This is a genomic window from Polynucleobacter sp. AP-Melu-500A-A1 (assembly GCF_018882125.1).
Classification (GTDB): domain Bacteria; phylum Pseudomonadota; class Gammaproteobacteria; order Burkholderiales; family Burkholderiaceae; genus Polynucleobacter.
Map to the genome: position 1 here is coordinate 118,602 of NZ_JACVOZ010000005.1, position 24,501 is coordinate 143,102.

22 protein-coding genes are annotated in these 24,501 nt (G+C 44.6%); 12 read left to right on the top strand and 10 right to left on the bottom strand.

Annotated elements, in window-relative coordinates; all coding sequences use genetic code 11:
* Window positions 1-104: 104 nt before the first annotated feature.
* Entirely contained in the window at window positions 105-1,757 is a 1,653-nt protein-coding gene (gene groL, locus ICN38_RS11125; protein WP_216257162.1) for a chaperonin GroEL, read from the bottom strand.
* Window positions 1,758-1,785: 28 nt separating this feature from the next.
* Window positions 1,786-2,076 (bottom strand): co-chaperone GroES, encoded by a 291-nt coding sequence (locus tag ICN38_RS11130; protein WP_216257163.1) that lies wholly within the window; start codon window positions 2,074-2,076, stop codon window positions 1,786-1,788.
* Window positions 2,077-2,390: 314 nt separating this feature from the next.
* Between ICN38_RS11130 and ICN38_RS11135 the strand changes: the two genes are divergently transcribed.
* Genes ICN38_RS11135 through dacB form a run of 4 tightly spaced genes read left to right on the top strand, consistent with a single transcriptional unit; the run spans window position 2,391 to window position 7,880 of the window.
* Window positions 2,391-3,224 carry a diguanylate phosphodiesterase gene (locus ICN38_RS11135; RefSeq protein WP_216257164.1) on the top strand — a complete coding sequence of 278 codons (834 nt, stop codon included), beginning with the start codon at window positions 2,391-2,393 and terminating at the stop codon, window positions 3,222-3,224.
* Complete coding sequence (locus ICN38_RS11140) at window positions 3,224-3,847, top strand: response regulator transcription factor (RefSeq protein WP_216219473.1); 624 nt, start codon at window positions 3,224-3,226, stop codon at window positions 3,845-3,847. Before ICN38_RS11135 ends, ICN38_RS11140 begins: the two co-directional genes overlap by 1 nt.
* A 5-nt stretch (window positions 3,848-3,852) precedes the next feature.
* Window positions 3,853-6,288 carry a response regulator gene (locus ICN38_RS11145; RefSeq protein ID WP_370624403.1) on the top strand — a complete coding sequence of 812 codons (2,436 nt, stop codon included), beginning with the start codon at window positions 3,853-3,855 and terminating at the stop codon, window positions 6,286-6,288.
* Between the two features lie 38 nt (window positions 6,289-6,326).
* Window positions 6,327-7,880 carry a D-alanyl-D-alanine carboxypeptidase/D-alanyl-D-alanine-endopeptidase gene (gene dacB / locus ICN38_RS11150; protein WP_216257165.1) on the top strand — a complete coding sequence of 518 codons (1,554 nt, stop codon included), beginning with the start codon at window positions 6,327-6,329 and terminating at the stop codon, window positions 7,878-7,880.
* Here dacB and ICN38_RS11155 read toward each other — a convergent pair.
* The 7 genes from ICN38_RS11155 to ICN38_RS11185 are packed head-to-tail and all read right to left on the bottom strand — an operon-like array spanning window position 7,826 to window position 15,321.
* A complete protein-coding gene (locus ICN38_RS11155; RefSeq protein ID WP_216257166.1) occupies window positions 7,826-8,926 on the bottom strand; it encodes an L-threonylcarbamoyladenylate synthase in 1,101 nt (366 codons plus the stop codon). The two genes, dacB and ICN38_RS11155, sit on opposite strands and share 55 nt — an antisense overlap.
* 2 nt (window positions 8,927-8,928) lie before the next feature.
* Window positions 8,929-10,113: a 5-(carboxyamino)imidazole ribonucleotide synthase gene (locus ICN38_RS11160; protein WP_216257167.1), complete on the bottom strand. Its 1,185-nt coding sequence runs from the start codon at window positions 10,111-10,113 to the stop codon at window positions 8,929-8,931.
* A 4-nt stretch (window positions 10,114-10,117) separates the two neighbouring features.
* Window positions 10,118-10,612, bottom strand: a complete 495-nt coding sequence (purE, locus tag ICN38_RS11165; RefSeq protein ID WP_216257168.1) for a 5-(carboxyamino)imidazole ribonucleotide mutase — start codon at window positions 10,610-10,612, stop codon at window positions 10,118-10,120.
* Window positions 10,613-10,648: 36 nt separating this feature from the next.
* Window positions 10,649-11,545 carry a phosphoribosylaminoimidazolesuccinocarboxamide synthase gene (locus ICN38_RS11170; RefSeq protein WP_216257169.1) on the bottom strand — a complete coding sequence of 299 codons (897 nt, stop codon included), beginning with the start codon at window positions 11,543-11,545 and terminating at the stop codon, window positions 10,649-10,651.
* A gap of 7 nt (window positions 11,546-11,552) precedes the next feature.
* Window positions 11,553-12,617 (bottom strand): class II fructose-bisphosphate aldolase, encoded by a 1,065-nt coding sequence (fba, locus tag ICN38_RS11175; RefSeq protein WP_216257170.1) that lies wholly within the window; start codon window positions 12,615-12,617, stop codon window positions 11,553-11,555.
* A gap of 53 nt (window positions 12,618-12,670) precedes the next feature.
* Window positions 12,671-14,107, bottom strand: a complete 1,437-nt coding sequence (gene pyk / locus ICN38_RS11180) for a pyruvate kinase (protein ID WP_216257171.1) — start codon at window positions 14,105-14,107, stop codon at window positions 12,671-12,673.
* Between the two features lie 2 nt (window positions 14,108-14,109).
* Window positions 14,110-15,321, bottom strand: a complete 1,212-nt coding sequence (locus tag ICN38_RS11185) for a phosphoglycerate kinase (RefSeq protein WP_216257203.1) — start codon at window positions 15,319-15,321, stop codon at window positions 14,110-14,112.
* Between the two features lie 221 nt (window positions 15,322-15,542).
* On the opposite strand from ICN38_RS11185, the gene ICN38_RS11190 reads away from it, so the two are divergent.
* The 5 genes from ICN38_RS11190 to ICN38_RS11210 are packed head-to-tail and all read left to right on the top strand — an operon-like array spanning window position 15,543 to window position 18,900.
* A complete protein-coding gene (locus ICN38_RS11190) occupies window positions 15,543-16,466 on the top strand; it encodes a branched-chain amino acid transaminase (protein ID WP_216257172.1) in 924 nt (307 codons plus the stop codon).
* A 25-nt stretch (window positions 16,467-16,491) separates the two neighbouring features.
* The gene (locus ICN38_RS11195) at window positions 16,492-16,680 is read left to right on the top strand and encodes a zinc-finger domain-containing protein (RefSeq protein ID WP_216257173.1); all 189 of its coding nucleotides are present in this window, start codon (window positions 16,492-16,494) and stop codon (window positions 16,678-16,680) included.
* 52 nt (window positions 16,681-16,732) lie between these two features.
* Window positions 16,733-17,779 (top strand): lipopolysaccharide heptosyltransferase II, encoded by a 1,047-nt coding sequence (gene waaF, locus ICN38_RS11200; protein WP_216257174.1) that lies wholly within the window; start codon window positions 16,733-16,735, stop codon window positions 17,777-17,779.
* Window positions 17,780-17,824: 45 nt separating this feature from the next.
* Window positions 17,825-18,259, top strand: coding sequence for a nuclear transport factor 2 family protein (locus ICN38_RS11205; RefSeq protein ID WP_216257175.1), 435 nt, complete (start codon window positions 17,825-17,827; stop codon window positions 18,257-18,259).
* Window positions 18,260-18,285: 26 nt separating this feature from the next.
* On the top strand, window positions 18,286-18,900 hold the full coding sequence (locus tag ICN38_RS11210; protein ID WP_216257176.1) for a DUF2946 family protein: 615 nt from the start codon (window positions 18,286-18,288) through the stop codon (window positions 18,898-18,900).
* Window positions 18,901-18,908: 8 nt separating this feature from the next.
* Here ICN38_RS11210 and ICN38_RS11215 read toward each other — a convergent pair whose 3' ends face one another.
* A complete protein-coding gene (locus ICN38_RS11215) occupies window positions 18,909-20,633 on the bottom strand; it encodes a M48 family metalloprotease (RefSeq protein WP_216257177.1) in 1,725 nt (574 codons plus the stop codon).
* A gap of 23 nt (window positions 20,634-20,656) precedes the next feature.
* On the opposite strand from ICN38_RS11215, the gene moaC reads away from it, so the two are divergent.
* Genes moaC through ICN38_RS11230 form a run of 3 tightly spaced genes read left to right on the top strand, consistent with a single transcriptional unit; the run spans window position 20,657 to window position 24,480 of the window.
* Window positions 20,657-21,133: a cyclic pyranopterin monophosphate synthase MoaC gene (gene moaC / locus ICN38_RS11220; RefSeq protein ID WP_216257178.1), complete on the top strand. Its 477-nt coding sequence runs from the start codon at window positions 20,657-20,659 to the stop codon at window positions 21,131-21,133.
* Between the two features lie 45 nt (window positions 21,134-21,178).
* Complete coding sequence (locus ICN38_RS11225) at window positions 21,179-22,339, top strand: hypothetical protein (protein WP_216257179.1); 1,161 nt, start codon at window positions 21,179-21,181, stop codon at window positions 22,337-22,339.
* Between the two features lie 44 nt (window positions 22,340-22,383).
* On the top strand, window positions 22,384-24,480 hold the full coding sequence (locus ICN38_RS11230; RefSeq protein ID WP_216257180.1) for a DUF6311 domain-containing protein: 2,097 nt from the start codon (window positions 22,384-22,386) through the stop codon (window positions 24,478-24,480).
* Window positions 24,481-24,501 lie beyond the last annotated feature (21 nt).

Sequence of the window (24,501 nt, forward strand, 5' to 3'; positions counted from 1 at the left end):
TGATATGGTAATTACCTACTTACTGTAACAAATAAAAAACGCCTGGTCTTGTGAACCAGGCGTTTTCATTTTCCACAGCATACTCGCTGCGGAAGGTCGGGCTATTACATCATGCCGCCCATACCACCCATACCGCCCATGCCGCCCATATCAGGCATACCGCCACCAGCAGACTCATCCTTTGGTGCTTCGCAAATAGCGCAATCTGTGGTCAATAACAAACCAGCAACAGACGCTGCATTGACTAATGCAGTTTTAGTTACCTTAGTTGGATCGATCACACCTTGAGCTACGAGGTCGCCGTATTCGCCAGTTGCAGCGTTGTAGCCGTTATTGCCCTTGCTAGCCAATACCGCATTTACAACCACGCTTGCTTCGTCACCAGCGTTAGAAACGATGATGCGGAGTGGCTCTTCCATCGCGCGCAATACGATGCTGATACCAGCGTCTTGATCAGCGTTATCGCCTTTAAGACCTTTGATACCTTGCATAGCACGTAATAAAGCTACGCCGCCGCCAGGAACAATACCCTCTTCCACTGCAGCGCGAGTAGCGTGCAATGCGTCATCAACGCGGGCTTTCTTTTCTTTCATCTCTACTTCGGTAGCAGCACCAACACGAATCACGGCAACACCGCCTGCCAACTTGGCAACGCGCTCTTGCAATTTTTCTTTGTCGTAGTCGCTAGTCGCTTCTTCGATCTGAACACGGATGTTCTTCACACGTGCTTCAATCGCCTTAGCATCACCAGCACCGTCAATGAGGATAGTGTTTTCTTTGCCAATTTCGATACGCTTCGCTTGACCTAAATGCTCAAGGGTTGTTTTCTCGAGTGTGAGTCCGATTTCTTCAGCGATCACAGTACCACCAGTCAAAATAGCGATATCTTCCAACATTGCTTTACGACGATCGCCAAAGCCTGGAGCCTTAACAGCACAGGTTTTGATAATGCCGCGGATATTGTTCACAACTAAAGTTGCCAAGGCTTCGCCTTCAACATCTTCAGCAATGATGAGCAATGGACGACCAGACTTTGCTACTTGCTCGAGTACTGGGAGCAAATCACGGATGTTGGCAATTTTCTTGTCAAACAAGAGAACGTAAGGAGATTCCAATACGGCAACTTGTTTTTCAGGTTGGTTGATGAAATAAGGGGAGAGATAGCCACGGTCAAACTGCATACCTTCAACTACTTCGAGTTCATCTTCTAAAGACTTGCCATCTTCAACAGTGATCACACCTTCTTTACCTACTTTTTCCATCGCTTCTGCAATGCGCTGACCAATGCTATGGTCGCTGTTTGCAGAAATAGATCCGACTTGAGCAATTTCTTTAGTAGTAGTACAAGGCTTGCTGATCTTCTTGAGTTCTTCAAGAGCAGCAGTTACCGCCTTATCAATACCGCGCTTCAAGTCCATTGGGTTATGACCTGAAACAACATATTTCATACCTTCACGTACGATGGATTGAGCTAAAACAGTAGCGGTTGTAGTACCGTCACCAGCGATGTCAGCAGTTTTAGAAGCAACTTCCTTCACCATCTGCGCACCCATGTTCTGGAGTCTGTCTTTGAGTTCGATTTCTTTTGCTACGGATACACCGTCTTTAGTGATGGTTGGACCACCAAATGAACGTTCCATAACAACGTTACGACCTTTTGGTCCTAATGTAGTTTTTACTGCGTTCGCGAGAATGTTTACGCCTTCCACCATCTTGGTGCGGGCGATATCTCCAAATACGACGTCTTTTGCTGCCATGATTGAATTCCTTTCTTAAATACTGAAATTACTTCTGTACAACAGCCATGATGTCTTCTTCGCGCATCACGAGAAGCTCGTCGCCTTCGACTTTGACTGTTTGACCTGCATATTTGCCAAATAACACGCGATCGCCCACTTTGACGTCTGGTGGATTTAACTTGCCGCTGTCATCACGTTTGCCTGGGCCTACAGCTAATACTTCACCTTGGTCAGGCTTTTCAGCAGCAGCATCCGGAATGATGATTCCAGAGGCAGTTTTTGATTCTTGATCTAAACGTTTGATGATTACGCGATCATGTAAAGGACGCAGATTCATTCCTTCTCCTATGTTAGTAAGTGTTAACTAATTAAAAAACCAATATAAATCAATGCCTTATAATCTCTTCACACGGAAGCTAAGGGTAAAATACCAAAAACATCCTTTTAGCACTCGCGTGTCGGGAGTGCTGATTATATAGGTCTATTCCCAGCAATTTCAAGAGCAGATCACCATAAATTCTTTAAGGATTTAGACCCTTTCTATACTGAGCACAGGCTGGTAGGTCAATTCCTACAGATAAATCAGCCTTAAGCCCTTACCGCTCCAATCCGTCCTGCCTAGACTGGACAGTCACCGATTGGAGAATGCTGATGAGCCCGAAATCCCGGCTGTACACGCTTGTAAAGGCATGGAAGAACAAACCCTTCCAAGAAGTACGAGACGCCTGTGGCGACCCCTGGCTTGGCTTGAGTAGCCAAGCTCTCGAAGAACATCAATCCTGGTCTAAAAGACAGGCAATTGGCCATGAACCCATTTTTAACTGCAAAGGCACAAAACTGACTGGAACTTTATTTAGACCACTCTTGACCAGTAATGACATGCAATTGTTGCGTTTATTCATGGAGGGCTTAGATAGCATTTCTTATTGGTATCGCAGTGGTCGCTTTATCCCCGGCATTTTGCCAATCCCTGCCCATGCTCTTGCTTCAAGTAAATATATAGATGCTTTGTCAGATCTCATTCTGAACTCCCGCTTACCGGTGGGTCTTGTCACCTTAGGAATTCAAACTCTGCCGGATTCTAAGTTAGAGGATTCTTGCAAAGAAGGTTTATTACGTATGCGCCGACTAGGCGTCTTAGTGCACTTACTGCAATTTTCTGGGGGCGTAGAGCAGTTGCATTGGGTACAAGAATTACAGATGGAAGGCGTGCATCTCGATATGGCGCTTGTTCGTCAACAAGAACTCCCAATGGAATTGCTATCTCAACTCCAGCGATCTAGAACTCAAATCTACGCTAGCAACTTAACACTAGTGAAGGATTTAGAAAATGCATCGTTGATGCAAGTCGATCACTGTTATGGCGGACTCATGATGCCTCCATTGAGTAGACACCAAATGCTACAGATCAACGACAGTCGGATCGCCAAAGCTATTTTTTCGCTGCACCCTCATCCACAACCAAACCAAAACGGAGACAAGTAATGAGAAAACGTGTGATGCTAGTAGACGACCATCCAGCAATGCTGATGGCACTTAAAAGTATGTTGCAAGACCAATTGCTTTTTGAGATCGCGGGGCAGGCTCAGAACGGTGAGGAATGCCTGCGATCGATTAAAGAAGTGAATCCCAATATGATGATCTTGGATTTAGATATGCCTAAAACGGATGGCTTTGATGTCATTCGTAGAATTGGTTTGATGTACCCCGATATTCGGATCTTGGTGCTCTCTAGCTTAGATGAAGCTGTATATGGTGGTAGGGTCCGCTCTCTAGGCGCCCACGGCTTTGTGAATAAGACCGCTGGCGCTGATGTCATCTTAGCTGCATGCGTTGCTATCTCGCAAGGGTATAACTTTTTTACCCACGGCAAGAACGGTAATAGCTCATTAAGCGATAACGATAAGTTGGCGCTGATCTCAGATCGCGAATTACAGGTCATGAAATATCTTGGTAAAGGCAATACCAATCAACAAATTTCAGACATGCTACACATTAGCAATAAGACCGTAGCCACTTATAAGACTAGAGTCTTTGATAAGCTAGGTATTAACAATATTGCTGATCTCATCTTGTTCTGCCGCATGAACAACATCATCGAAAGTTAAACCACGTGAGACGTCGATCTACCCCAAAGATGATGAAGCTCAGTCTAGTCCTTTGCCTACTTGGCAATAGCTTTGCCAAGGCAGACTCTTTGAGCCCATCTGAACAAAGGTGGATTGATGCCCACCCCATAGTACGTTTTAGTATTCATGAAAAATATGCTCCATATCTTGATGAGACGGTCAAAGATAGGACAGGGGTATTCAGACTGCTACTGTCAAAGCTAGAAGAATTTACACAACAAGAATTTATCCCTACCTGGAGAAAAACAGATCAGGAAGGATTGCAGCAATTAGCTAAAGGCGAAGTGGATTTCATCATCGACCCTCAGATTAATGATGAGGTCCTGAAGTTCGGATCTCTGTCCGAAGCTGTATTTTGGGGGCATGATGCGATCCTGACAAAAGCGCCCCAAGCTAATACCCAAATTGAACCCGTAAACATCGCTTACTTTGACCGTGGCTTTGAAAACCCACCCAGCCTAAGTAATCCAAAAAGTCCTATTTCTAGTCACACAGAAAAGCTATTGGCTGATTTACTCAAGAACGATATCCAAGCACTAGTTCTCCCGATGAGACTAGCGCAAGAGTTCATTTCAAAGGGAGAGGGTAAATTACAGCTTGACGGACTCTATAGCCGAGAGCCCTTTTCTTATCGCTGGTTAGTCTCTCATGACGATGCGCCATTGCATGGCGTACTACAGAACTTCCTAAGTACTTTAGATCCGATTGAATCAGGTCAACTATTTGCTTTAGACCCTAGCAGCCCAAGCTCAGAATCTACACCTAATCTCTGGAACGTAGCTTTTCCATGGAGTATGAGTTTGGCGCTATTTCTCGGTGGATCTTTATGGATATGGCGCACTCGCAATCAACAAGCTGCCCTAGAACAAGAAACAAGCAAACTGATTGCATCCAAAGAGAGTGCAGAAAAAGCGAATGCGGCAAAATCCGCATTCCTGGCCACAATGAGTCATGAGATTCGTACTCCCATGAATGCGATTCTTGGTGTTCAAGAATTATTACTCAGTAGCCAACAATTTCCTTCAAGTGAAAAACCTTTACTCAGAAGCGCTCACGCATCTGCAGAATCACTATTGGGCATTCTAAATCAAGTATTAGATCTTTCCAAAATTGAGGCTGGAAAACTCACTCTCAACTTGGAGCCCTATAACCTCAATACCTTGATTGATGAAATTGATTCTGCGTTCTCAACTGTAGCTATCAAACATCGACTCCAACTTCATACCTCCAAAGACCCTCGAATTGCAGAAGTCCTCATGATGGATGCATTAAGACTGCGTCAAATTTTTCAGAACCTCATTAGCAATGCTATCAAATTTACCGATCATGGAGAAATCTATTTTTCCATCACCGTTTTAGCCGATGATCATGCTGGTCAATTGATTGAATTTCGGGTCATTGATACCGGAATCGGCATGGGAGCCAAAGAAATTGAATTAGCACTGCAGGCTTTTGAGCAAGTCCCCAATAAAGGCGATGGCAGCCTGAGTGAACAGCAACGCGGTACTGGCCTTGGCCTCACCATTACTAGCCACCTGGTGAACTCCATGAATAGCCAACTCTTCTTTGAGAGTGCGCCTGGATTTGGTAGCAATGTCCATTTTTCAGTAGCTCTTCCTCGCACCAGTATTGCTGCCAGCAGAAGCGCCTTTAGCGAAGAGGCCTCAATTACTAGAAAGCTTGTTTCTAAAAAACCGAAATTTCAATACCGTACCTTGCGTGCCTTAGTGGTGGAAGATCACCCAGCCAGTCGTCAAATTATTTCATTGCAATTACAAGCACTTGGTATTGAGGTTAGTGTCTGTGAGAATGCCCACCTTGCACTCGAATCTATTGCTAAACATCACTTTGATTTAATGCTGACCGATCAATCTATTCCTGGTATGCAAGGCTCTGAGTTAGCCAAACATCTTCGCGCTAGTGGCTATAGTGAACTCATCATTATTGGCGTAACAGCAGATATTTACGCACTGGATTCTCGTCATCAGTTCTTAGCTGCGGGTATGAATGGTGTCTTGATTAAACCGCTCAGCTTAATGACACTTGAAAATGAGCTTTCTCGCTACTTTAAGTCTGTAGAGGCTACCCCTTCAGAAGAATATTCCTTTGATGCTTTTGACAATCTCTTACAAAATGATCCTAAGCAGATATTGATCCTCCTCGAAGAAATTAGACGAGTTCATGATGAGACTCTTGAGGTTCTTAATACCCATACTCCTGATGAATCTGGCTTCAAAAGCCTGGTTCATAAAGTGAAAGGGGGTGCCCAACTCCTTCAGGCTAAAAACTTCACTGAATATTGCCTGCAATTAGAAAAAGATGGTCCACTACCCGCAAGAATTACTGCCTTTCAGAAACTATTAGCAGAGCAAAATCAGATATTAGAGGCTTACCAAACGAGGTATCACAATTTGGCATAAGGCCCAATGCTTTCCCTGTAAGGTTTATCCTATTGGGAATGCAAGAGCACTATTGGCGCCCACCTACATTATTCATGGCCATTCTTTGGACTGGTCTTGGACTGGGACTTTGTGCAAATATATCTCCTGCAGCTACCATTCCTCAGGCTGTTGCCACAAGCTTAGAGCGCAACCAAATTCCCAAAGATGCTGTCAGCATTTCTGTTGTTGAGATAGAAACCCCTCGTGACGGCAAAGCGGTTGCTAAAAATATTCTGGATTGGCGCTCAAACGATCCCATGAATCCAGCCTCCACCATGAAGCTCATTACGACCCTCAGCGGCTTAGATATCTTAGGGCCTCAATATCGTTGGCGTACCAATATCTACACTGATGGAGTGATTCGTCAGGGAGTACTTAAAGGCAATCTCTATTTACAAGGGACGGGCGATCCTAAGTTAGTGCCAGAAGAATTGGCTAAGCTCATGAAAGCCTTACAAGGACTGGGTATTCAGAAGATTGATGGTAATTTATTTTTTGATCGTAGCGCATATGCGCCTAGTGTCATGGAACACAACACGATCGATGGTGAATCTCTCCGCGCTTATAACGTTCCGCCAGATCCATTGCTCTATGCCTTTAGAACACTCTCGTTTCAGCTGGGTAAATCTCGTACGGCAGATTTCATAGACATTAGCTATTCCCCAGCGATGTCACAACTGCAAATCGATAATCAAATGCAGTTAGTCAATAGGCCCTGCGATAACTGGAAAAGTAATATTCGCTTTAACTTAGATCCAGAGGGGGGTGGCGCTAATACAGGGAATGCCTCTAAGACAGATCAATTTCTCATTGCCCAATTTTCAGGAGCATTTCCAAGCGCTTGTAAAGGCGTCTATTACAACGTCGTTGCCTTAGATGCCAATACCTTTTTGACTCAGGGTTTTGCTGCTGCATGGGAGCAAGCAGGAGGCACGTGGGCTCAAGCGCCCATCGGCAAGAGTGCTAGCGTTCCCTGGAGCGCTAGAAACTTACTGCAGTTTGAAGGTATTAATCTATCTGATGATGTGCAAGACATTAATAAATATTCCAACAATGTCATGGCCCGACAACTGTTACTCACCTTGGCCCTGGAGAAAATGGGGAAGCCTGCAACGACTGCTAATGGTGAGTTGGTGATTCAAACTTGGCTCAAGCAAATGGGCTTAGATTTTCCGGGGATGGTGATTGAGAATGGCTCAGGCTTATCACGCAATGAGGCGATCTCTGCTGGGCAATTGAATCAACTGCTATTACTGGCTCGTAATTTACCTGTGTCTGAAGTGTTTTATAACAGTCTGCCACTAGCTGGCACTGATGGCACGATGAGAAATCGTCTCATGACACAACTACGTAAATTTTTGCATCTGAAAAAGAAACCAGAAGTTCGCATAAAGACAGGCTCACTTGCCGATGTTAGGGCAATCTCTGGTTATGTATTAAGTAAATCTGGAAAGTTATACGCCGTTACTTCCTTTATCAACCATCCCAACGCTTGGAGAGGCCTAGAGGCGCACGATCAATTGCTGTCGTGGTTACTGGAAGATGGTCCGGAACCAAAACAAGCACGCTGAAGTCGATCTCTAACCCCATCCCACTCTTCACCAGCAGGCGGCTCGGGGAACAAAATAAGATCCCAACCCTGTTGATCTAAGTCCCGCAAAGAACGATAAAGGCGACTAGCAAAAGCACTGCTATTACTAGAAACAATCACCTCTTCAACATCAATTGAAGGGTGATCCTCTAAAACAAGCGATGTTTCTGAATCGAACACTGCTACTGCTACACGCGATTTAATATCTGGAAATTCGCTCAAAGCATCTAAGACTCTGCCAGGCGAGTAAAGACGCAAAGGAGTTGTCGGCGCGTAATGGGCCAGCAGACTTCCGGAGACTTTTGGCAGCGCTTCTGCTTCATGCTTGTGAACTTCCCCTGGCTGATACACCTTGATACCGGTTTTAGCTAGGATTTCACTAGGAGTGATCACCCCAGGCCTCAGAAGAATGGCTTTATCACCCGAAGACACATCAATGATGGTGGATTCAATACCAACATCACAATCACCACCATCTAAGACCATCAGATCTAACATGCCCTCAAATTCATTGCGGACATCCGCTGCGCTGGTTGGCGAGACTTTGCCAAAACGATTAGCAGAGGGCGCTACTACCCCACCCTTAAATTTACGAAGCAACTCTTGGGCAATAGGATGCGCTGGTGCACGAATGGCGACGGTATCTTGGCCACCAGTGAGTTCATTTAAAACACTCTTATCTTTTTTAAAGACGAGCGTAAGAGGTCCTGGCCAAAAGGTATTCACTAGCAGTAATGCATCTTCAGATAAATCACGCACCCAAGGGCTGAGTAATGCTGCCCAATCAATTTTGGCAACATCATATTTATCAGGCGCTGCCAGATGAACAATTAGAGGATGATTAGATGGTCTACCTTTAGCGGCATAGATTTTTTTAATAGCCTCGGGGTTTCTTGCATCTGCCCCTAAGCCATAGACTGTCTCCGTTGGAAAGGCGACTAAACCGCCCTCACGCAAGGATTGGACTGCTTCATTGATCACTGCAGAAGATCGCAGTGGCGTACTGTCCGATTTGTCAGTAGACATTTCTAGGGCTCGATACCTAATTCAGTAGCAACTGCTGAGCAATGTTGACGAGCTTCACTTAAGTTCTCGCCCAAACAATTAATGTGACCCATCTTTCTCCCTCTTCGCGGTTCAGACTTGCCGTAGAGGTGTAACTTCACATCAGGATGCGCCAATACTTTATCCCAGGCGGGCTCTTGAGCTTGATCACTATTCCCTTGAAACCAAAGATCACCTAAAAGGTTCAGCATCGATACGGGAGCCAGTTGACGAGTATCACCTAATGGCAAGCGCGCCATACTTCTGACTTGCTGTTCAAACTGACTGCTGACACATGCATCGATAGTGTAGTGACCCGAATTATGGGGGCGTGGCGCGATTTCATTGGCAATGATGTCGTCATTCTTCAGCACAAAAAACTCGATACAAAGAACGCCTACATAATCAATTTTACGAATCAGGGTTTTAGCAGCCGCAATAATTTTTTTCTCTTGAATAGGCTTTAGCGATGGAGCGGGCACTGTCGATATATGCAAAATACCATCGCGATGAACGTTTTGCGCAATCGGATATATAGCCACAGCATCGTCATAGCCACGCACTACTAATGCAGAGACTTCGAAATCCAAATCCATGCGCTTTTCTAATACGCAAGGCACTTTACCCAGTTCAGCCCAAGCATTAGTGAGATCAGTTTCGGTATACACCGTGATTTGACCTTTACCGTCATAACCCATGCGTGCAGTTTTCAAAATGCCGGGGAATAAGTCTGCAGGGACATGTGCCACATCAGCATCATGTTCGATGACAAAGTTTGGCGCTGGCCCAATATTAGTTTCTGACTTCCAGCTTGCGAGGAAATTTTTCTCAGCAATTCGATTTTGTGTCAAAGAAACACAGCTGCTGCGGGGTGCCACAAACACACCCAAAGATTCCAGCTCATCTAAAGCCTGGGCAGGAACATTTTCAAATTCGGTACTAACCGATGCGCATAGGGAAGCCATCTCTTTAAGGGCAGCAGAGTTTGTGTAGTCAGCATGAATAAATTTTTCAGCAATAGAGCCTGCAGGACTTTGGGCATCAGGGTCCAAAACGCAGACCTTGTAACCCATGGATTGAGCCGCCTGAGTGAACATGCGTCCTAATTGACCACCACCTAAAATTCCTAAATACGAACCCGGTAAAATGGGTTCTAAACGATCTGCCATGTAATTAATATCCCGGCAAATTCATTGAGCGTGCGGCATCGGACTGCTTGACGCGGAACTCTTCTAAACGTTTAGCTAAATCTGCATCATGCAAGGCAAGACCCGCTATGACATGTAACGCTGCATTCGCTGCACCAGCCTCACCAATAGCAAAGGTAGCCACCGGAATACCTTTAGGCATTTGCACAATTGAATATAAAGAATCTTCACCACGTAAATATTTACTGGCAACTGGAACCCCATATACTGGAACAATCGTTTTAGAGGCGAGCATGCCTGGTAAATGTGCTGCTCCACCTGCGCCAGCAATAATGGCTTGTAATCCGCTAGCTTGCGCTTTTTCTGCATACTCAAACATGTCGTCTGGCATACGGTGCGCAGAAAGTACTTGTGCTTCATGAGCAATACCAAATTGCTCAAGCATTTGGGCGGCGTGCTGCATTGTTTCCCAATCTGAATTGGAACCCATCACTATTCCGACTATTGGCTTCTTACTCATGCAGCTCTCCGAATACCTAATATGTTTAGGGCTCTATTATCCCTGAGTCAGTCTCGTTAAGGCTTCACGGTACTTTTGAGCGGTTTTTTCAATGACTTCAGCCGGTAATTGGGGTGCAGGTGCTGTTTTTGGCCATAACTTGCCATTAACCATCGCTGTTTCTAACCAATCACGAACAAATTGCTTGTCATAGGAAGGTGGGTTGGCACCCACATAATAGGTTTCCGCTGGCCAAAAGCGGGAAGAGTCTGCCGTGAGAATCTCATCCATCAAGACTAGCTGGCCTGCGTCATCAAGACCGAACTCAAACTTGGTATCGGCAATGATAATTCCGCGAGTGGCTGCATATTCAGAAGCTTCCTTATACAAACGGATGCTCACTTCCCGAATTTGCTTCGCTAATGTTTCACCGATGAGCTCGATCACTTTTTCAAAAGAGATGTTTTCATCATGCTCACCAACTTCAGCCTTGGCCGCAGGAGTAAAAATGGGTTCAGGTAATTTCTGGGCGTTCTCCAAGCCTTCAGGTAAAGCAATGCCACAAACCTTACCAGTCTCTTTGTAATCTTTCCAGCCGCTACCAGCCAAATATCCGCGCACTACTGCTTCAACTAAGATAGGTTTGAGACGTTTAGCTACCACTGCACGACCAGTCACTTGAGCTACTTCATCAGCAGTCACTACTGTTGCTGGATCAATACCGGTTAAATGATTTGGAATCACTGCTCCCAGCTTATTAAACCAAAAGTTCGCCATCTGATTGAGCACAACACCCTTCTCAGGAATGGGCTCGCCCATCACCACATCAAATGCAGATAAGCGATCGGTAGTAATCATGAGCAGCTTATCATCATCCAGCGCGTAGACATCACGCACCTTACCTTTGGAAAGCAAAGGCAATGACTTAATAGTGGTGGCGTACAAAGCAGGCATTGTTAACTCACTTCACGATCTGAGCTAACTTACCGCTCTTGTATAGCTCTGCCATTTTTTCTAATGAGATAGGTTTAATTTTGGATGCTTGACCAGCAGAACCAAAGGCTTCAAAGCGGGCAATACACACTCTTTTAGCCGCTTCGCGGGCTGGCTTTAAATAATCCCGTGGATCAAACTTGCTTGGGTTCTCAATGAAGTAGCGACGAATAGCACCCGTCATTGCTAAACGAATATCAGTGTCGATATTAATCTTGCGTACGCCATTCTTAATGCCTTCTTGAATCTCTTCAACTGGTACGCCGTATGTTTCTTTCATATCACCACCAAATTGGCGGATCTCAGCAAGTAACTCTTGAGGAACGCTAGAGGAGCCATGCATTACCAAGTGGGTATTTGGAATACGCGCATGAATTTCTTTAATACGGTCGATTGCCAAAATATCGCCTGTCGGCTTTTTACTGAACTTGTATGCGCCATGGCTAGTACCAATCGCAATCGCTAATGCATCGCATTGGGTAGCTCTGACAAAGTCAGCCGCTTGCTCAACATTGGTCAATAACTGTTCGCGGGTCATCGTGCCATCAGCACCATGACCATCTTCTTTATCACCCTTCATGGTTTCTAGTGAACCCAATACACCGAGCTCTGCTTCAACCGTGACGCCAATGGAATGAGAAAACTTCACTACCTCTTTGGAAACGTCCACGTTGTATTCATAGCTGGCAACCGATTTGCCATCCGCTTCTAATGAGCCATCCATCATGACGCTGGTAAAGCCGCTCTTGATCGCTGCCATACACACTGCTGGACTTTGGCCGTGGTCTTGATGCATCACAACTGGGATGTGTGGATAAGCCTCAACCGCTGCAGAAATCAAATGGCGTAAGAAGGGTTCGCCCGCATACTTGCGTGCGCCAGCAGATGCTTGCATGATGACTGGAGAATCTGCTTCATTCGCAGCTTCCATAATCGCAGTTACTTGCTCTAAGTTATTGACGTTAAAAGCTGGCAGGCCATAACCGTTTTCAGCAGCATGATCCAAGAGTTGTCGTAAAGATACTAAAGCCATGATGTTCTCTTAATAAATTTGAATACGTTAATTAAATAGATAAATGAATGCCATTACTTCACATGAATAATCTTGAGAGTATTGGTACCGCCGGGTTCTCCCATCGGCTCGCCTGAAGTCAACACAACGGTATCGCCTTTTTGGACCGCGCCCGCCTTCTTAAGACAGGCCTCGACTTCTTGCAAAGCAGTATCACGATCTTTGGTGTAGTCCAAGCCAATCGGGGTGACGTTGCGATAAGTGCTTAAAGCCCGCTGGGTTGCAATCTTAGAGGTAAGGGCAAAGATCGGCACATGAATATTGTGACGACTCATCCAAATTGGGGTAGAGCCTGAGTCTGTCAGGGCCGCAATCGCATTGGCATTCAAATGGTGCGCCGTAAATAAGGCGCCCAAGGCAATCGTTTGATCGATCCGCGTAAAGGTTTGATCCAAGAAATCAGTATCTAATTTCACACGATCCGATTTTTCAGCTGCGACACAAATCTCCGCCATTGCTTTAATCGTTTGCACTGGATACATCCCTGCTGCAGACTCTGCAGAGAGCATCACCGCATCAGTGCCATCTAGTACGGCATTGGCCACATCACTCACTTCAGCACGTGTTGGTACTGGTGCATTAATCATCGATTCCATCATCTGGGTTGCCGTGATCGTAAATTTGTCAGCCTCGAGTGCCCACTTAATCATGCGTTTTTGTAAAGCAGGAACTGCTGGGTTGCCCACTTCAATCGCTAAGTCACCACGCGCAACCATGATGCCGTCACTTTCAGCAATGATACTTTTCAGCGCTTCTGGTTCAATAGCTTCTGCACGCTCTACCTTGGCAATGGTGCGCACTTTACCAACGCCATACTTAGCGCTAGCAGCATCAGCCAACTGACGAGCATAGGCCATGTCAGCGCCGTCCTTAGGAAAGCTAATTGCCAGGAAATCCACGCCCATCGCAATGGCCGCATCTAAATCGGTAATATCTTTTTCAGTCAGAGCAGGCGCTGTCAATCCACCACCTGCACGGTTAATTCCTTTGTTATTTGATAAAGGACCGCCTTGTTCTACACTGGTGTAAATCTCTCCACCTTTAACGCTTTCAACACGCAATACAACCAATCCATCATTCAATAAAAGACGATCGCCCGATTTAACATCGCTAGGCAATTCTTTGTAATCAAGACCAACGCGCTCTTGGTTACCTAATTGACAATTCACATCCAAAATAAATTGCGCACCTTCTTTAAGCATAATTTTGCTATCTGCAAATTTGCCAACGCGAATTTTTGGACCTTGAAGGTCAGCCATGATGCCGACTTCTTTACCTACTTCAGCAGAAATACTACGCACTAAATCGTGACGTGCTTTGTGATCAGCAATAGTGCCATGCGAAAAGTTCATGCGCACGACATCGACGCCTGCGCGAATCATGTCACGAAGCACTTCTGGCTTTTCAGATGCGGGCCCTAGAGTTGCAATAATTTTGGTTGCTCGAAGCATATTTAGTCTTTCGCTCTTTCGGCTAATACTGCAAAGGCTGGCAGGGTTTTACCTTCAAGGAATTCCAAGAAAGCGCCACCACCAGTTGAGATGTAATCCACTTGATTTTCAATACCGTATTTAGCAATGGCTGCCAATGTATCGCCGCCACCGGCGATAGAGAACGCAGGAGAATGGGCAATGGCTGCAGCCAACATTTTGGTACCGCCACCAAATTGATCAATCTCAAAAACACCTAAAGGGCCATTCCAAACAATCGTGCCGGCATGAGCCAACATCGTGGATAGACGTGCTGCTGTTTTAGGACCTATGTCCAAAATCATGTCATCTTCAGCAACTTGGTCAGCAGACACCCGATTGGCACGAGCTAAAGGTGAGAGTTCATTAGCAACGACTACGTCCTCAGGAATAGGAACATGCGCGCCGCGCTTTTCCATGATTTCCATAATTTCTATTGCTTCATTTACCAAGTCGGGCTCAGCTAAAGATTTACCAATCGGCAATCCCTTAGCGAGCATAAAAGTATTCGCAATACCGCCACCCACAATCAGCTCATCGACTTTATCAGCCAAGGCTTTCAGAATGGTCAACTTAGAAGAAACCTTGGAGCCTGCCACAATCGCCACCAGCGGGCGCTTTGGGTTTGCGAGTGCACGACTCAATGCATCGAGCTCAGCAGCCATCAAAGGGCCTGCACAAGCTACTGGTGCAAATTTTGCTACGCCATAAGTAGTCGCTTCTGCACGATGCGCCGTTCCAAATGCATCGTTCACATACACGTCACACAGAGCAGCAATCTTTTTTGCTAGCTCATCACTATTTTTCTTCTCACCTACATTCAAGCGACAATTTTCTAAAAGAACTAATTCGCCAGGATTGACTTCAAAGTCACCATCAACCCAATTACTAATCAGGGGTACTTTGCGATTGAGCAAAGTAGCAATGCGATCAGCCACTGGAGCCAAGCTATCTTCTGGCTTAAATTGACCTTCTATTGGACGACCTAAATGGGATGTCACCATCACAGCAGCGCCAGCATCCAAACACATTTGCACGGCTGGCATAGAAGCCCGAATACGGGTGTCCTCAGTAATATTGCCTGCATCATCTTGCGGAACGTTGAGGTCAGCACGAATCAACACCCGTTTTCCCTTTAAAAGGCCTGATTGGGCCAATTCACTTAAACGCTTAACTTTAAATAATGATTCCGGCATGTTTTTTGGCAAAAATAAGGTAATTAAGGGGTTTTGGGTAGATTCTTCTGAGTACTCCATTCTAAATGTTTCGGGGCAGCGACCCCAAAGGATCCTCACAATAAATTAGCCTGCCTGCTCTACAATAGTGGCTTGGACGCATTCTGAGCTAGAGGCCTAAAACCGGCTGGCTGGGCGCCCCAGATTTACCCAATTCAATAGATACTAAAAAGGTAGAGAAAATGTCGATGTCCGACCGCGATGGTTTTATTTGGTCCGATGGGAAGCTAGTTCCTTGGCGTGAGGCCAATATTCATGTGCTGACCCATAGCCTTCACTACGGAATGGGCGTTTTTGAGGGCATTCGTGCCTATAAAACCCCCCAAGGCACAGCCATTTTCCGACTCCCGGAGCACGTTAAACGCCTGTTCAATGGCACCAAGATCTTCCAAATGAACATGCCTTACAGCCAGGAAGTGATCACTAAGGCGATTATTGATGTGGTCAACAGCAATAAGCTAGAAGCTTGCTATATCCGCCCGATCATCTTTATTGGCTCCGAAAAGCTGGGCATCTCCCCTAAAGGCAACACCATCCATACGGCAGTGGCCGCTTGGGAATGGGGTGCTTACTTGGGTGAAGATGGCATTAATAAAGGGATTCGCGTCAAGACCTCCTCCTTTACCCGCCACTTTGTGAACTCCTCCCTAGTGCGCGCAAAAGCATCTGGTTACTACATCAACTCGATTTTGGCGAATCAAGAAGTAACTGCTAACGGTTACGACGAAGCACTGCTTCTGGATACTGAAGGTTATGTTTCTGAAGGTTCTGGCGAAAATGTCTTCATGGTGAGTGATGGCATTGTGTACACACCAGACTTAGCTTCTTGTTTAGATGGCATTACGCGTGACTCCATTATTGATATCGTGAAAGACCTTGGTCTTGAGTTGCGTGAGAAGCGCATTACTCGTGATGAGATCTATTCTGCTGATGAAGCATTCTTTACTGGTACTGCTGCTGAAGTAACTCCAATTCGTGAGCTCGATGACCGCACGATTGGTGACGGTAAGCGTGGCCCAATTACAGAGAAAATTCAGAAGACCTTCTTTGATGCGGTTTACGGCAGAAACGATAAATACAAATCGTGGCTTACCTACGTCAAGTAATATTTAAGTACTCAGGAATCAGAATATGACTCAAGCTCAAGTACTAATGGTAGATGGTAAAGATCTACCATTGCATTGCCCTACCAATAAGACGCCAGCATGGAACTCACATCCTCGCGTGTTTTTGGATATTACTGAAACGGGTGAAGCTAAGTGTCCTTATTGCGGCGCAGAGTACAAGCTGATTCCTGGCACAGAGCCACACGGACACTAAACCAGAGCGGCGCTCCAGATCAAAAATGGAGCGCTGAGTCGGTATACAACCCATGCCAGGTATTCTGATCATTGCCCCAAACTGGATTGGGGATGCCGTGATGACCCAGCCTTTATTGGCAAGCATCAAAGGGCTTTATCCGGACTCCACAATCGATGTTCTTGCCAGCACTTGGGTGGCCCCCATATATCGTGCTTGCTCTGAAGTCAACGAAGTGATCGAAGCGAAGTTCGAGCATAAACAGTTGCAGTGGAGTTTACGCAAGCAGCTTGCAAAGCAAATTGAAAAACAGAAATACCAAGCATGCTTTGTATTGCCAAACAGCTTTAAGTCGGCACTCATTCCTTGGTTAGCTAATATTCCGCTTCGCATTGCTTACCGTGGTGAAATGCGTTTTGGTCTGATTAATATTGCGCTAGATAATCCAAGCAAGATCAATCGGCCACCGATGGTGCAGCACTATCTTGCATTGAGCGCCCTTTTGAATGATGAAGAGCAAGCCGAGAGTCGACAGGTTTATAGCGATACACCACCACCGCGTTTAAATGTATCGACCAGCGCAAAGCAATCTATTCAAAGCAAACTACAAAGCGCCAACATTACTGACTCCATTTATGTCTTTTGCCCTGGTGCTGAATATGGCCCTAGCAAACGCTGGCCCACAGAACACTTTGCAACACTTGCTCAAGATTTAATCAAAGCTAATCCCAATAATCACATCATCTTGATTGGTAGCCAAGGTGATCTAAATCTTGCTAATGAGATTAGTCCTCAAGGAAATCAGAATTCAAATATTCATAACTGGTGTGGCAGCACTTCTTTAGATGAGGCCATTGCCTTAATTGGGATGAGCAAAGCCGTTGTCAGCAATGATTCTGGCTTGATGCATATCGCCGCTGCCTTGAGGGCTCCTCAAGTGGCCGTCTTTGGCTCTAGTGATCCAGCCCATACCCCGCCTTTGTCAGATAGGGCCAAAGTCATTTGGCTAGACCTGCCTTGTAGCCCTTGCCACAAAAGAGAGTGCCCTCTAGGTCACTTAAAGTGCTTAAAAGACATTCTTCCGCAACAAGTTTTAGCTACACTCAATACATTGCAGTAGTTCATCAAATTTATTCCAAAGTCATCCCAAACCAAAATCCTACCCATGACAAAACTTGCCAGACTTTTTCATAATGCTGATGATGTCGTTGATGCATGGCGCGATGCTCTCAAACATCGTGATGTTCAGGGGGCTTTAGATATCTGGCTTGATGATGACTCCATTACCTGTGTTCTGCCAGAAGGTCATCGTCTAAGTGGTCATGCTGAGATTCGTCAAGGCTTAGAAAGACTCCTCTCTAAACAGCCTTTGTTTTTAGAGCCGATTGCTTGTATTAGTCATACGATTTTGGGTGCTGCAATTTATGACACTACCGAAGCAGTGCATCTTAAGGCGGATCAAATTGAAGCGGAGTTTTTTCTGAACATCACTTTAGTCTTATTACAGGACAGCCAAGGATGGCGTATTGCACATCTGCACGCGAGCCGCTCTACTGAAGATACTTTTGATGCGCCGTCAACTCCGCACGGCCTGCATTAATACTTCCCACTTAAAACGCTCCCGCAATGGATGAGCAAGTCCTTCGCTCACTGGTTAAGTGGCCCAATGTTCGGGATTGCTATGGCTGGCTAGCCTTAGATCGCCGCGGTCAATGGCGTATGCGTGATGAATTTACCCAGCAACATCATTTACTCGGCCAAGTCATTGTCCATCAAGCGCTCAAGGAATTTATCTCCAGAAACTATGCACGAGATTCGCATGGGAGATTCTTTTTCCAGAATGGTCCTCAGCGTGTTTTTATTACGCTAGATGCAACTCCCTGGGTAGTACGAATCATCCCAAGTGATCAAGGCACACAACTACTGACGCAATGTCAGAATTCACTTGAGCCCACTGCGGCACTCAGCGATGAAAATGGCAATATTTATATTGTCGGCAAAGTTACTCAAACTATTTATGAGGATAGTGATCGAGGTAAATTTTCTATCCAAGCAAGTGAAAGCGTCGCCCTCTTACATGATCACGATTTAGATCTTTTTTCAGAGCTGGCATCGCTTCGTGAAGAGGCATGTAGTTTTGGGGGCTCCTGGAATTGGCACGGCAAGCAACTGCCTTTAGATCCAATTCATTCATCAGAATTGGCTACGCGATTTCACTATATTGCCAAGCCTAGCGCTTAACAATACAACTATCCAGGCCTATTTTTGCCCTGCTCTTTGAGCTCTTCTTGATATTGTCTTTGCATTTCGCGTAAACGAGAGTCAATACTCGAGCCCTGATAAAAGTCAGCACCGCCGCTAGCTCTCGCAATCTTGAGCTGCTCAATGGCTGAAGGCCAGGCACCCTCCAAGGCGTACTTTTCACCGAGGGCGTAATGCCGCAGAGGTACATTTTTAGCTTGATCATAAGAATTAGATAACAGCGACCACCAAATCACCTCATTAGGCTGAGCCCTGGTTCTTGCCTTGAGCCAATTAATCGCATCATTAGTTTTGCCTAGCTTTAATTCAGCATTAATCATAGCTACACCAGCGGCGTAGGACTGGGGATAAGCATTGAGAGTCGCCTGGGCAATCTGCAAAGCCTCTTCACTCTTCCCTTTGGCAAGAGCCAGTTCAGAAGAAGTAATGTCGAGCGACAAACTTTGTCTCAGAATGGGCGAGCCTGGGGCACTTGCAGCCTGAGCTAATTTTTTTGCTTGTTGCAAATAGGCTTCTGCTTGATCTATTTTTCCTTGGCGCTGCGCAATCAAAGCAAGACCGTATGTGCCTTCCATCTGCTTGCCAATAGGGGCTTGCTTACTCAGGCTTTCAAAAGTATTGCGTAAATCATAGAGACCGCTAGATGATCCAGCTTGCTCAAGTCGTGCGCGGGCTTTGACAAAATAAAACTCAACGCCAGTGGGAACATTTCGGGCAGGAACCATACGTACCCGATCTTGCATTTCTGCAATACGATCTGTTGTCAGTGGGTGAGTTCTGACATAGCCTGGAACACCTCTATCCATAATGCCGGTGATTTTTTGTAATCGCTGGAAAAAACCAGGGGCGCCATTTACATCGTAACCACTAGCATCCAGTATCTGAAAGCCAATGCGATCTGCTTCACGCTCGGCATCTCTTGAATAAGACAATTGATTACTCACTGCCAAGGCTTGACCACCTTGCATCAAGCCGGCGCCAGCAGAAGGATTACGAGACATTGCCAGAGCGCCCAGTACCATGCCGGCAATAGCAAGCATCGTATTGGTTGCCTGCTTATCCATTTGACGCGCTAAGTGACGCTGTAATACGTGGCCGGTTTCATGACCCATGACGGAGGCAACTTCAGAGTCAGACTCTGCACTCACAAGCAGCCCCGTATGAAAGCCAATAAATCCACCCGGTAATGCAAATGCATTAATCGAGCTGTCTTTTACTGCGAAGACTTCAAAGTTATAAGCCCCACTTCCCTGTTCATTAGCACCACCCAGTCCTAACTTCTTAGCCGCTTGTAATAAACGACGCTCCATTTGATTGAGGTAATCGTAGATGGGCCAGTCATTGGAATAATCCGTATCCGGACGAATCTGGCGCATGATCATCTCGCCATACCTACGTTCATCAATTCGGCTTAAGGCATCCCCACCTGGATCACCCATATCCGGTAGTACTAAATTAGGCTGGCTTTGGGTGCCATTGCGTGATGGTGCATTGGTTGGACGAGCATCAGGAGATTGCATGGCCCGGCCAATATTTTGCAAAGCAGCTGAATCACCCTGGACTGATACATCTCCGGCAGGAACAGCAGAAGAGGAAATGGGTCCAGCAGCAAAAGCTGGGGAAACACCAGAAAAAGCGATAGCCAACATCAATTGGATGGCCACCAAACGTCGTATAAAGGAGATTTTGCAAACAGGCTTTATCACTTGCATCCCTATATGGTAAAACTTATCCCATGAACAAACTAACTCATTTTGATCAAAGCGGCCAAGCGCATATGGTAAACGTAGGTGATAAGCCCAATACCCATAGAGTTGCTGTGGCTACAGGCAAGATCTCCATGCTCCCCACAACCTTTGAAATGGTAGAGGCGGGAAACCATAAAAAGGGTGATGTCTTAGGAATTGCCAGAATTGCTGGAATACAAGCTTCCAAAAGAACAGCAGATCTCATCCCCCTCTGTCACCCCCTAGCACTTACCCACGTCAGCTTAGAATTTCAACTAAATAAAGTAGAAAGCAGTATTTCCTGCCAAGTCAGAGCAGAAACCACAGGACCAACCGGTGTTGAAATGGAAGCACTCACCGCAGTTCAAGTTGCCCTCCTAACAATCTACGATATCTGCAAAGCAGCAGACAGAGGCATGGTGATGGGAGATGTCAAGCTCTTAGAAAAGAGTGGGGGAAAGAGTGGGGAGTGGAAGGCTGCCTAATGGCTAGCGCTAAACTATCTGCATAATTTCAAATAATCAGTTTTCATGTTGGCTTTTAAAAAAATAGTAAAAAACTGCGTAATCATTTTTGTAGCAGTTATCAGCACTCTCATTGCAGTCGATCTAATAGCTTACTTAGTCTCACCGAGTCAAGGTATTAGCCTAGTTCCGGCCTACAAAAAGAATCGATCCCAAGAAAGACTAAAAGAAGCCATTCATTACTTCCCGCGAGGATACAATATTGCTGACCCAGTAATGGGATTTGATATAGCAAAAAATATTGCTCAAGTCACATTCAATATGGCTGATGGCAGTTTTTCTATTTTCTCTAACGACATTGGATGCTTTGATCACCACGCCCTAGCTGAAATTAAGGCAGCTAAATCCTATGATTATTTTGCGGGCGATTCTTTTGCTTGGGGCTATGGGAACTATGAACAAAATATTCCTTCTACATATGAAAAATTAAGCGGCCGATTTACTGTTAAGTGCGGAATTATTCATTCTGGACAAAGTCATCAATTTGAAAAATTTCAACGCACCATTAAACTTATTGGGCACCCTCCAAAGCGAGTCATTCTTACTTTTTATGAGAATGATGTAGCCAATGATTACGCATACCCGCATACCACTGTTATAGAGGGGTATGCGGTAGATACTTATAAATTTGATGCCGGCCAATTTCAGCTCGTACCCCGAGATATGGTCAAAATCAAGCAAGACATTCTTGCGGGATTAAATCCTAAGACACAAAGTTTAAAAGTTCAAATGGATGCTTGGCTAGATGGGCACTCTCTGGTATGGAATCTTTTCAAGATAGGTGTTAAACAAGTTAAAGGGATAGAACTTGCCACTATTTATGGTATCAGCGAAGGTGTCAGCTATGAGAAAGATAAGGGATATGCCACTGCAGAGGTAAGCAAAAAAAATCGGGTTGCCCTTGACTTATGGATCAATGATGCCAAGAAAAATCATTACGAACTGGTTATGATTCTCATTCCTCCAAAACTACATCATGGAAATACGAATTTTTATGGTGGCTTAAGAGACTATCTTAATGCAAAGAATGTACATTATTACGACCTGACCGAACCATTTCATGCATCCAAAAAACGATCTGAAGAGTTCTACTGGCTAAATGATGGCCATTTAAGCAATGACGGAAGTGATTTCGTCGGAAAATATTTGTCAAAATTCCTTAAATAGATACTTATGCAAAGCATCTTAGAGTCATTTTTCTGTCGGGCCACATGGAACTAATTCACACAAAAAAAATATTTTTGATGCCTATAATTCTTGGCATTAGTGCATTTTTATTGATAGTCGGTCCAAGAGTACTAGATCCAGAATATTTGGGTTGGCTAGAAATAGATAATGACCCTCTGATGGGGTACATGGGATGGTCATTTTATCGATTTAGTGACTGGAATTTCCCGCTAGGCCTAAATCCAAAATATGGCCTTGATGTCGCATCATCAATTGTTTACTCAGACTCAGTAACTCTTCTTGCAATACTGCTAAAACCATTTTCCAACGTACTACCATACTCATTTCAATATTTTGGATGGTGGACCTTAATTTGCTTTTTATTACAAGGCTACTTTGGGTGGTTATTAGCAAGCCTATTTAATCCATCAATAGTATTTAGGATTTTTGCGACAACTTGTTTTTTATTTATCCCGATTATGCTAGATCGGATCGGAATGCACGCAGGTTTAATTGCGCAATTTACTATATTGGCGGCATTCTATTTGAACTTCACCTCTGTATCAAAAAATAAAACCCTTTATTGGGGTTTATTGATTTTTATATCCACTTTAATACACTTTTATTTATTATTCTTTGTCATATGCATTTGGAGTGCAGGGCTACTAGACTCACTTATCTTTAAAAAAGCAATCTCATATGCGGGGGCATTGAAACAGGCATTGATTTGTATACTCACTGTTGTACTAACAATGTGGCAAGCCGGTTACTTCACAATACCTACGGCTAGTGCAGGAGATTGGGGTTATGGAACCTGGTCCATGAACCTCCTATCATTTTTCAATGGAACAGGCTGGTCATATATTTTGCCACCCATTCCCGGAGTAAATGCCCTGGGAAATAGATTTCAATTCCCCGGGCTGGGAATTTACATAATAATAATATTTGCACTTTATAAAACTCCCTCTACTTGGAGTGCAATTAAGCCGATTCTTCGTAAGAATATTTTTTTGATCTTACTATTTATTGCATTTTTAATATTTGCAATTACAAACTATATAAATATTGGGTCACTTTCATTTCATTTTAATCTACCAAAACTAATACTTACTTTTTGCAATAGTCTCCGTGCATCAGATCGAATGTTTTGGCCAATACTTTATGTAATTATCATTGGCTCATTAGCAATTATTTCAAAAACTTACACTAGCAAAAGTGCACTTCTAATAATCATCACCGCTAGCTTTGTTCAAGTTATTGATACTAGCGTAGGCTGGATACCACTCCACCAACGAATAAACTCCCACAACCAATCCTTAACAGAGTTGCCTCTAAAAGATCACTTTTGGAAAGTGGCATCAAAAAAATATCAAAAAATACTTCTTATTAATGATGGTAACAATACTCAAGAAGAAAATTGGAGAGTATTTAGTCGTTACGCCCTCATGAATAATATGGACTCAAGCGCTGCAGTATTTGCGCGAGTGAATATGGCAAAAGTCCAAGAAATGGTTAACCATTTCCGTAGCAGCTCCCTAATAAGTAATTCTCTATATATTCTGAGTGACTATGAACTCCCGAGGTACGTAACTAAGCTAGACCCCAATCGAGATTTATTAGCCAAAATTGATGGATTTAATGTCATAGCCCCCAACTGGAAGAAATGCCTTGATTGTCCTATTGGCACTAAGGGAGTTTATGGACCTACAACTCATTTAGGGTACCCGATTGTATTTTCGGATAACACTAGATTCTCAAATTCCTTCTTGATAGATGGATGGTCCCCCATTATTGAAGGTTGGGGAGTATGGAGCATTGGGTCAGAAGCACGAATAACCATTCCCATCCCAACAAGGGATACGCCTAAGCATATTAAACTATTAACAAGGGCATTCGTTAATAGTTTAAACCCGTCTCAGATAATACAAATTTATGAAAATGGAAATTATCTCAGGGCTATTACTCTTAAGAAATTTGAGGGCAATGAAGTGATGATTCCAATCACTCCTCAAATAATCTCAAAAGGTTACATAGATCTTGTATTTAAATTCTCAACACCTAAAAGCCCCAAAGAATTGGGTTTAGGGGAGGATGAAAGAATAATCTCAATCGGTCTTATATCAGCGTTATTTCAGAAATAAATTAAGGTGGCTTGTTCCTAA

What these genes read in the sequence shown, in the direction of transcription:
- groL (WP_216257162.1), bottom strand. Translation starts at nt 1,757, where the DNA reads ATGGCAGCAAAAGACGTCGTATTTGGAGATATCGCCCGCACCAAGATG.
- ICN38_RS11130 (WP_216257163.1), bottom strand. Translation starts at nt 2,076, where the DNA reads ATGAATCTGCGTCCTTTACATGATCGCGTAATCATCAAACGTTTAGAT.
- ICN38_RS11135 (WP_216257164.1), top strand. Translation starts at nt 2,391, where the DNA reads ATGAGCCCGAAATCCCGGCTGTACACGCTTGTAAAGGCATGGAAGAAC.
- ICN38_RS11140 (WP_216219473.1), top strand. Translation starts at nt 3,224, where the DNA reads ATGAGAAAACGTGTGATGCTAGTAGACGACCATCCAGCAATGCTGATG.
- dacB (WP_216257165.1), top strand. Translation starts at nt 6,327, where the DNA reads ATGCAAGAGCACTATTGGCGCCCACCTACATTATTCATGGCCATTCTT.
- ICN38_RS11155 (WP_216257166.1), bottom strand. Translation starts at nt 8,926, where the DNA reads ATGTCTACTGACAAATCGGACAGTACGCCACTGCGATCTTCTGCAGTG.
- ICN38_RS11160 (WP_216257167.1), bottom strand. Translation starts at nt 10,113, where the DNA reads ATGGCAGATCGTTTAGAACCCATTTTACCGGGTTCGTATTTAGGAATT.
- purE (WP_216257168.1), bottom strand. Translation starts at nt 10,612, where the DNA reads ATGAGTAAGAAGCCAATAGTCGGAATAGTGATGGGTTCCAATTCAGAT.
- ICN38_RS11170 (WP_216257169.1), bottom strand. Translation starts at nt 11,545, where the DNA reads ATGCCTGCTTTGTACGCCACCACTATTAAGTCATTGCCTTTGCTTTCC.
- fba (WP_216257170.1), bottom strand. Translation starts at nt 12,617, where the DNA reads ATGGCTTTAGTATCTTTACGACAACTCTTGGATCATGCTGCTGAAAAC.
- pyk (WP_216257171.1), bottom strand. Translation starts at nt 14,107, where the DNA reads ATGCTTCGAGCAACCAAAATTATTGCAACTCTAGGGCCCGCATCTGAA.
- ICN38_RS11185 (WP_216257203.1), bottom strand. Translation starts at nt 15,321, where the DNA reads ATGCCGGAATCATTATTTAAAGTTAAGCGTTTAAGTGAATTGGCCCAA.
- ICN38_RS11190 (WP_216257172.1), top strand. Translation starts at nt 15,543, where the DNA reads ATGTCGATGTCCGACCGCGATGGTTTTATTTGGTCCGATGGGAAGCTA.
- ICN38_RS11195 (WP_216257173.1), top strand. Translation starts at nt 16,492, where the DNA reads ATGACTCAAGCTCAAGTACTAATGGTAGATGGTAAAGATCTACCATTG.
- waaF (WP_216257174.1), top strand. Translation starts at nt 16,733, where the DNA reads ATGCCAGGTATTCTGATCATTGCCCCAAACTGGATTGGGGATGCCGTG.
- ICN38_RS11205 (WP_216257175.1), top strand. Translation starts at nt 17,825, where the DNA reads ATGACAAAACTTGCCAGACTTTTTCATAATGCTGATGATGTCGTTGAT.
- ICN38_RS11210 (WP_216257176.1), top strand. Translation starts at nt 18,286, where the DNA reads ATGGATGAGCAAGTCCTTCGCTCACTGGTTAAGTGGCCCAATGTTCGG.
- ICN38_RS11215 (WP_216257177.1), bottom strand. Translation starts at nt 20,633, where the DNA reads ATGCAAGTGATAAAGCCTGTTTGCAAAATCTCCTTTATACGACGTTTG.
- moaC (WP_216257178.1), top strand. Translation starts at nt 20,657, where the DNA reads ATGAACAAACTAACTCATTTTGATCAAAGCGGCCAAGCGCATATGGTA.
- ICN38_RS11225 (WP_216257179.1), top strand. Translation starts at nt 21,179, where the DNA reads ATGTTGGCTTTTAAAAAAATAGTAAAAAACTGCGTAATCATTTTTGTA.
- ICN38_RS11230 (WP_216257180.1), top strand. Translation starts at nt 22,384, where the DNA reads ATGGAACTAATTCACACAAAAAAAATATTTTTGATGCCTATAATTCTT.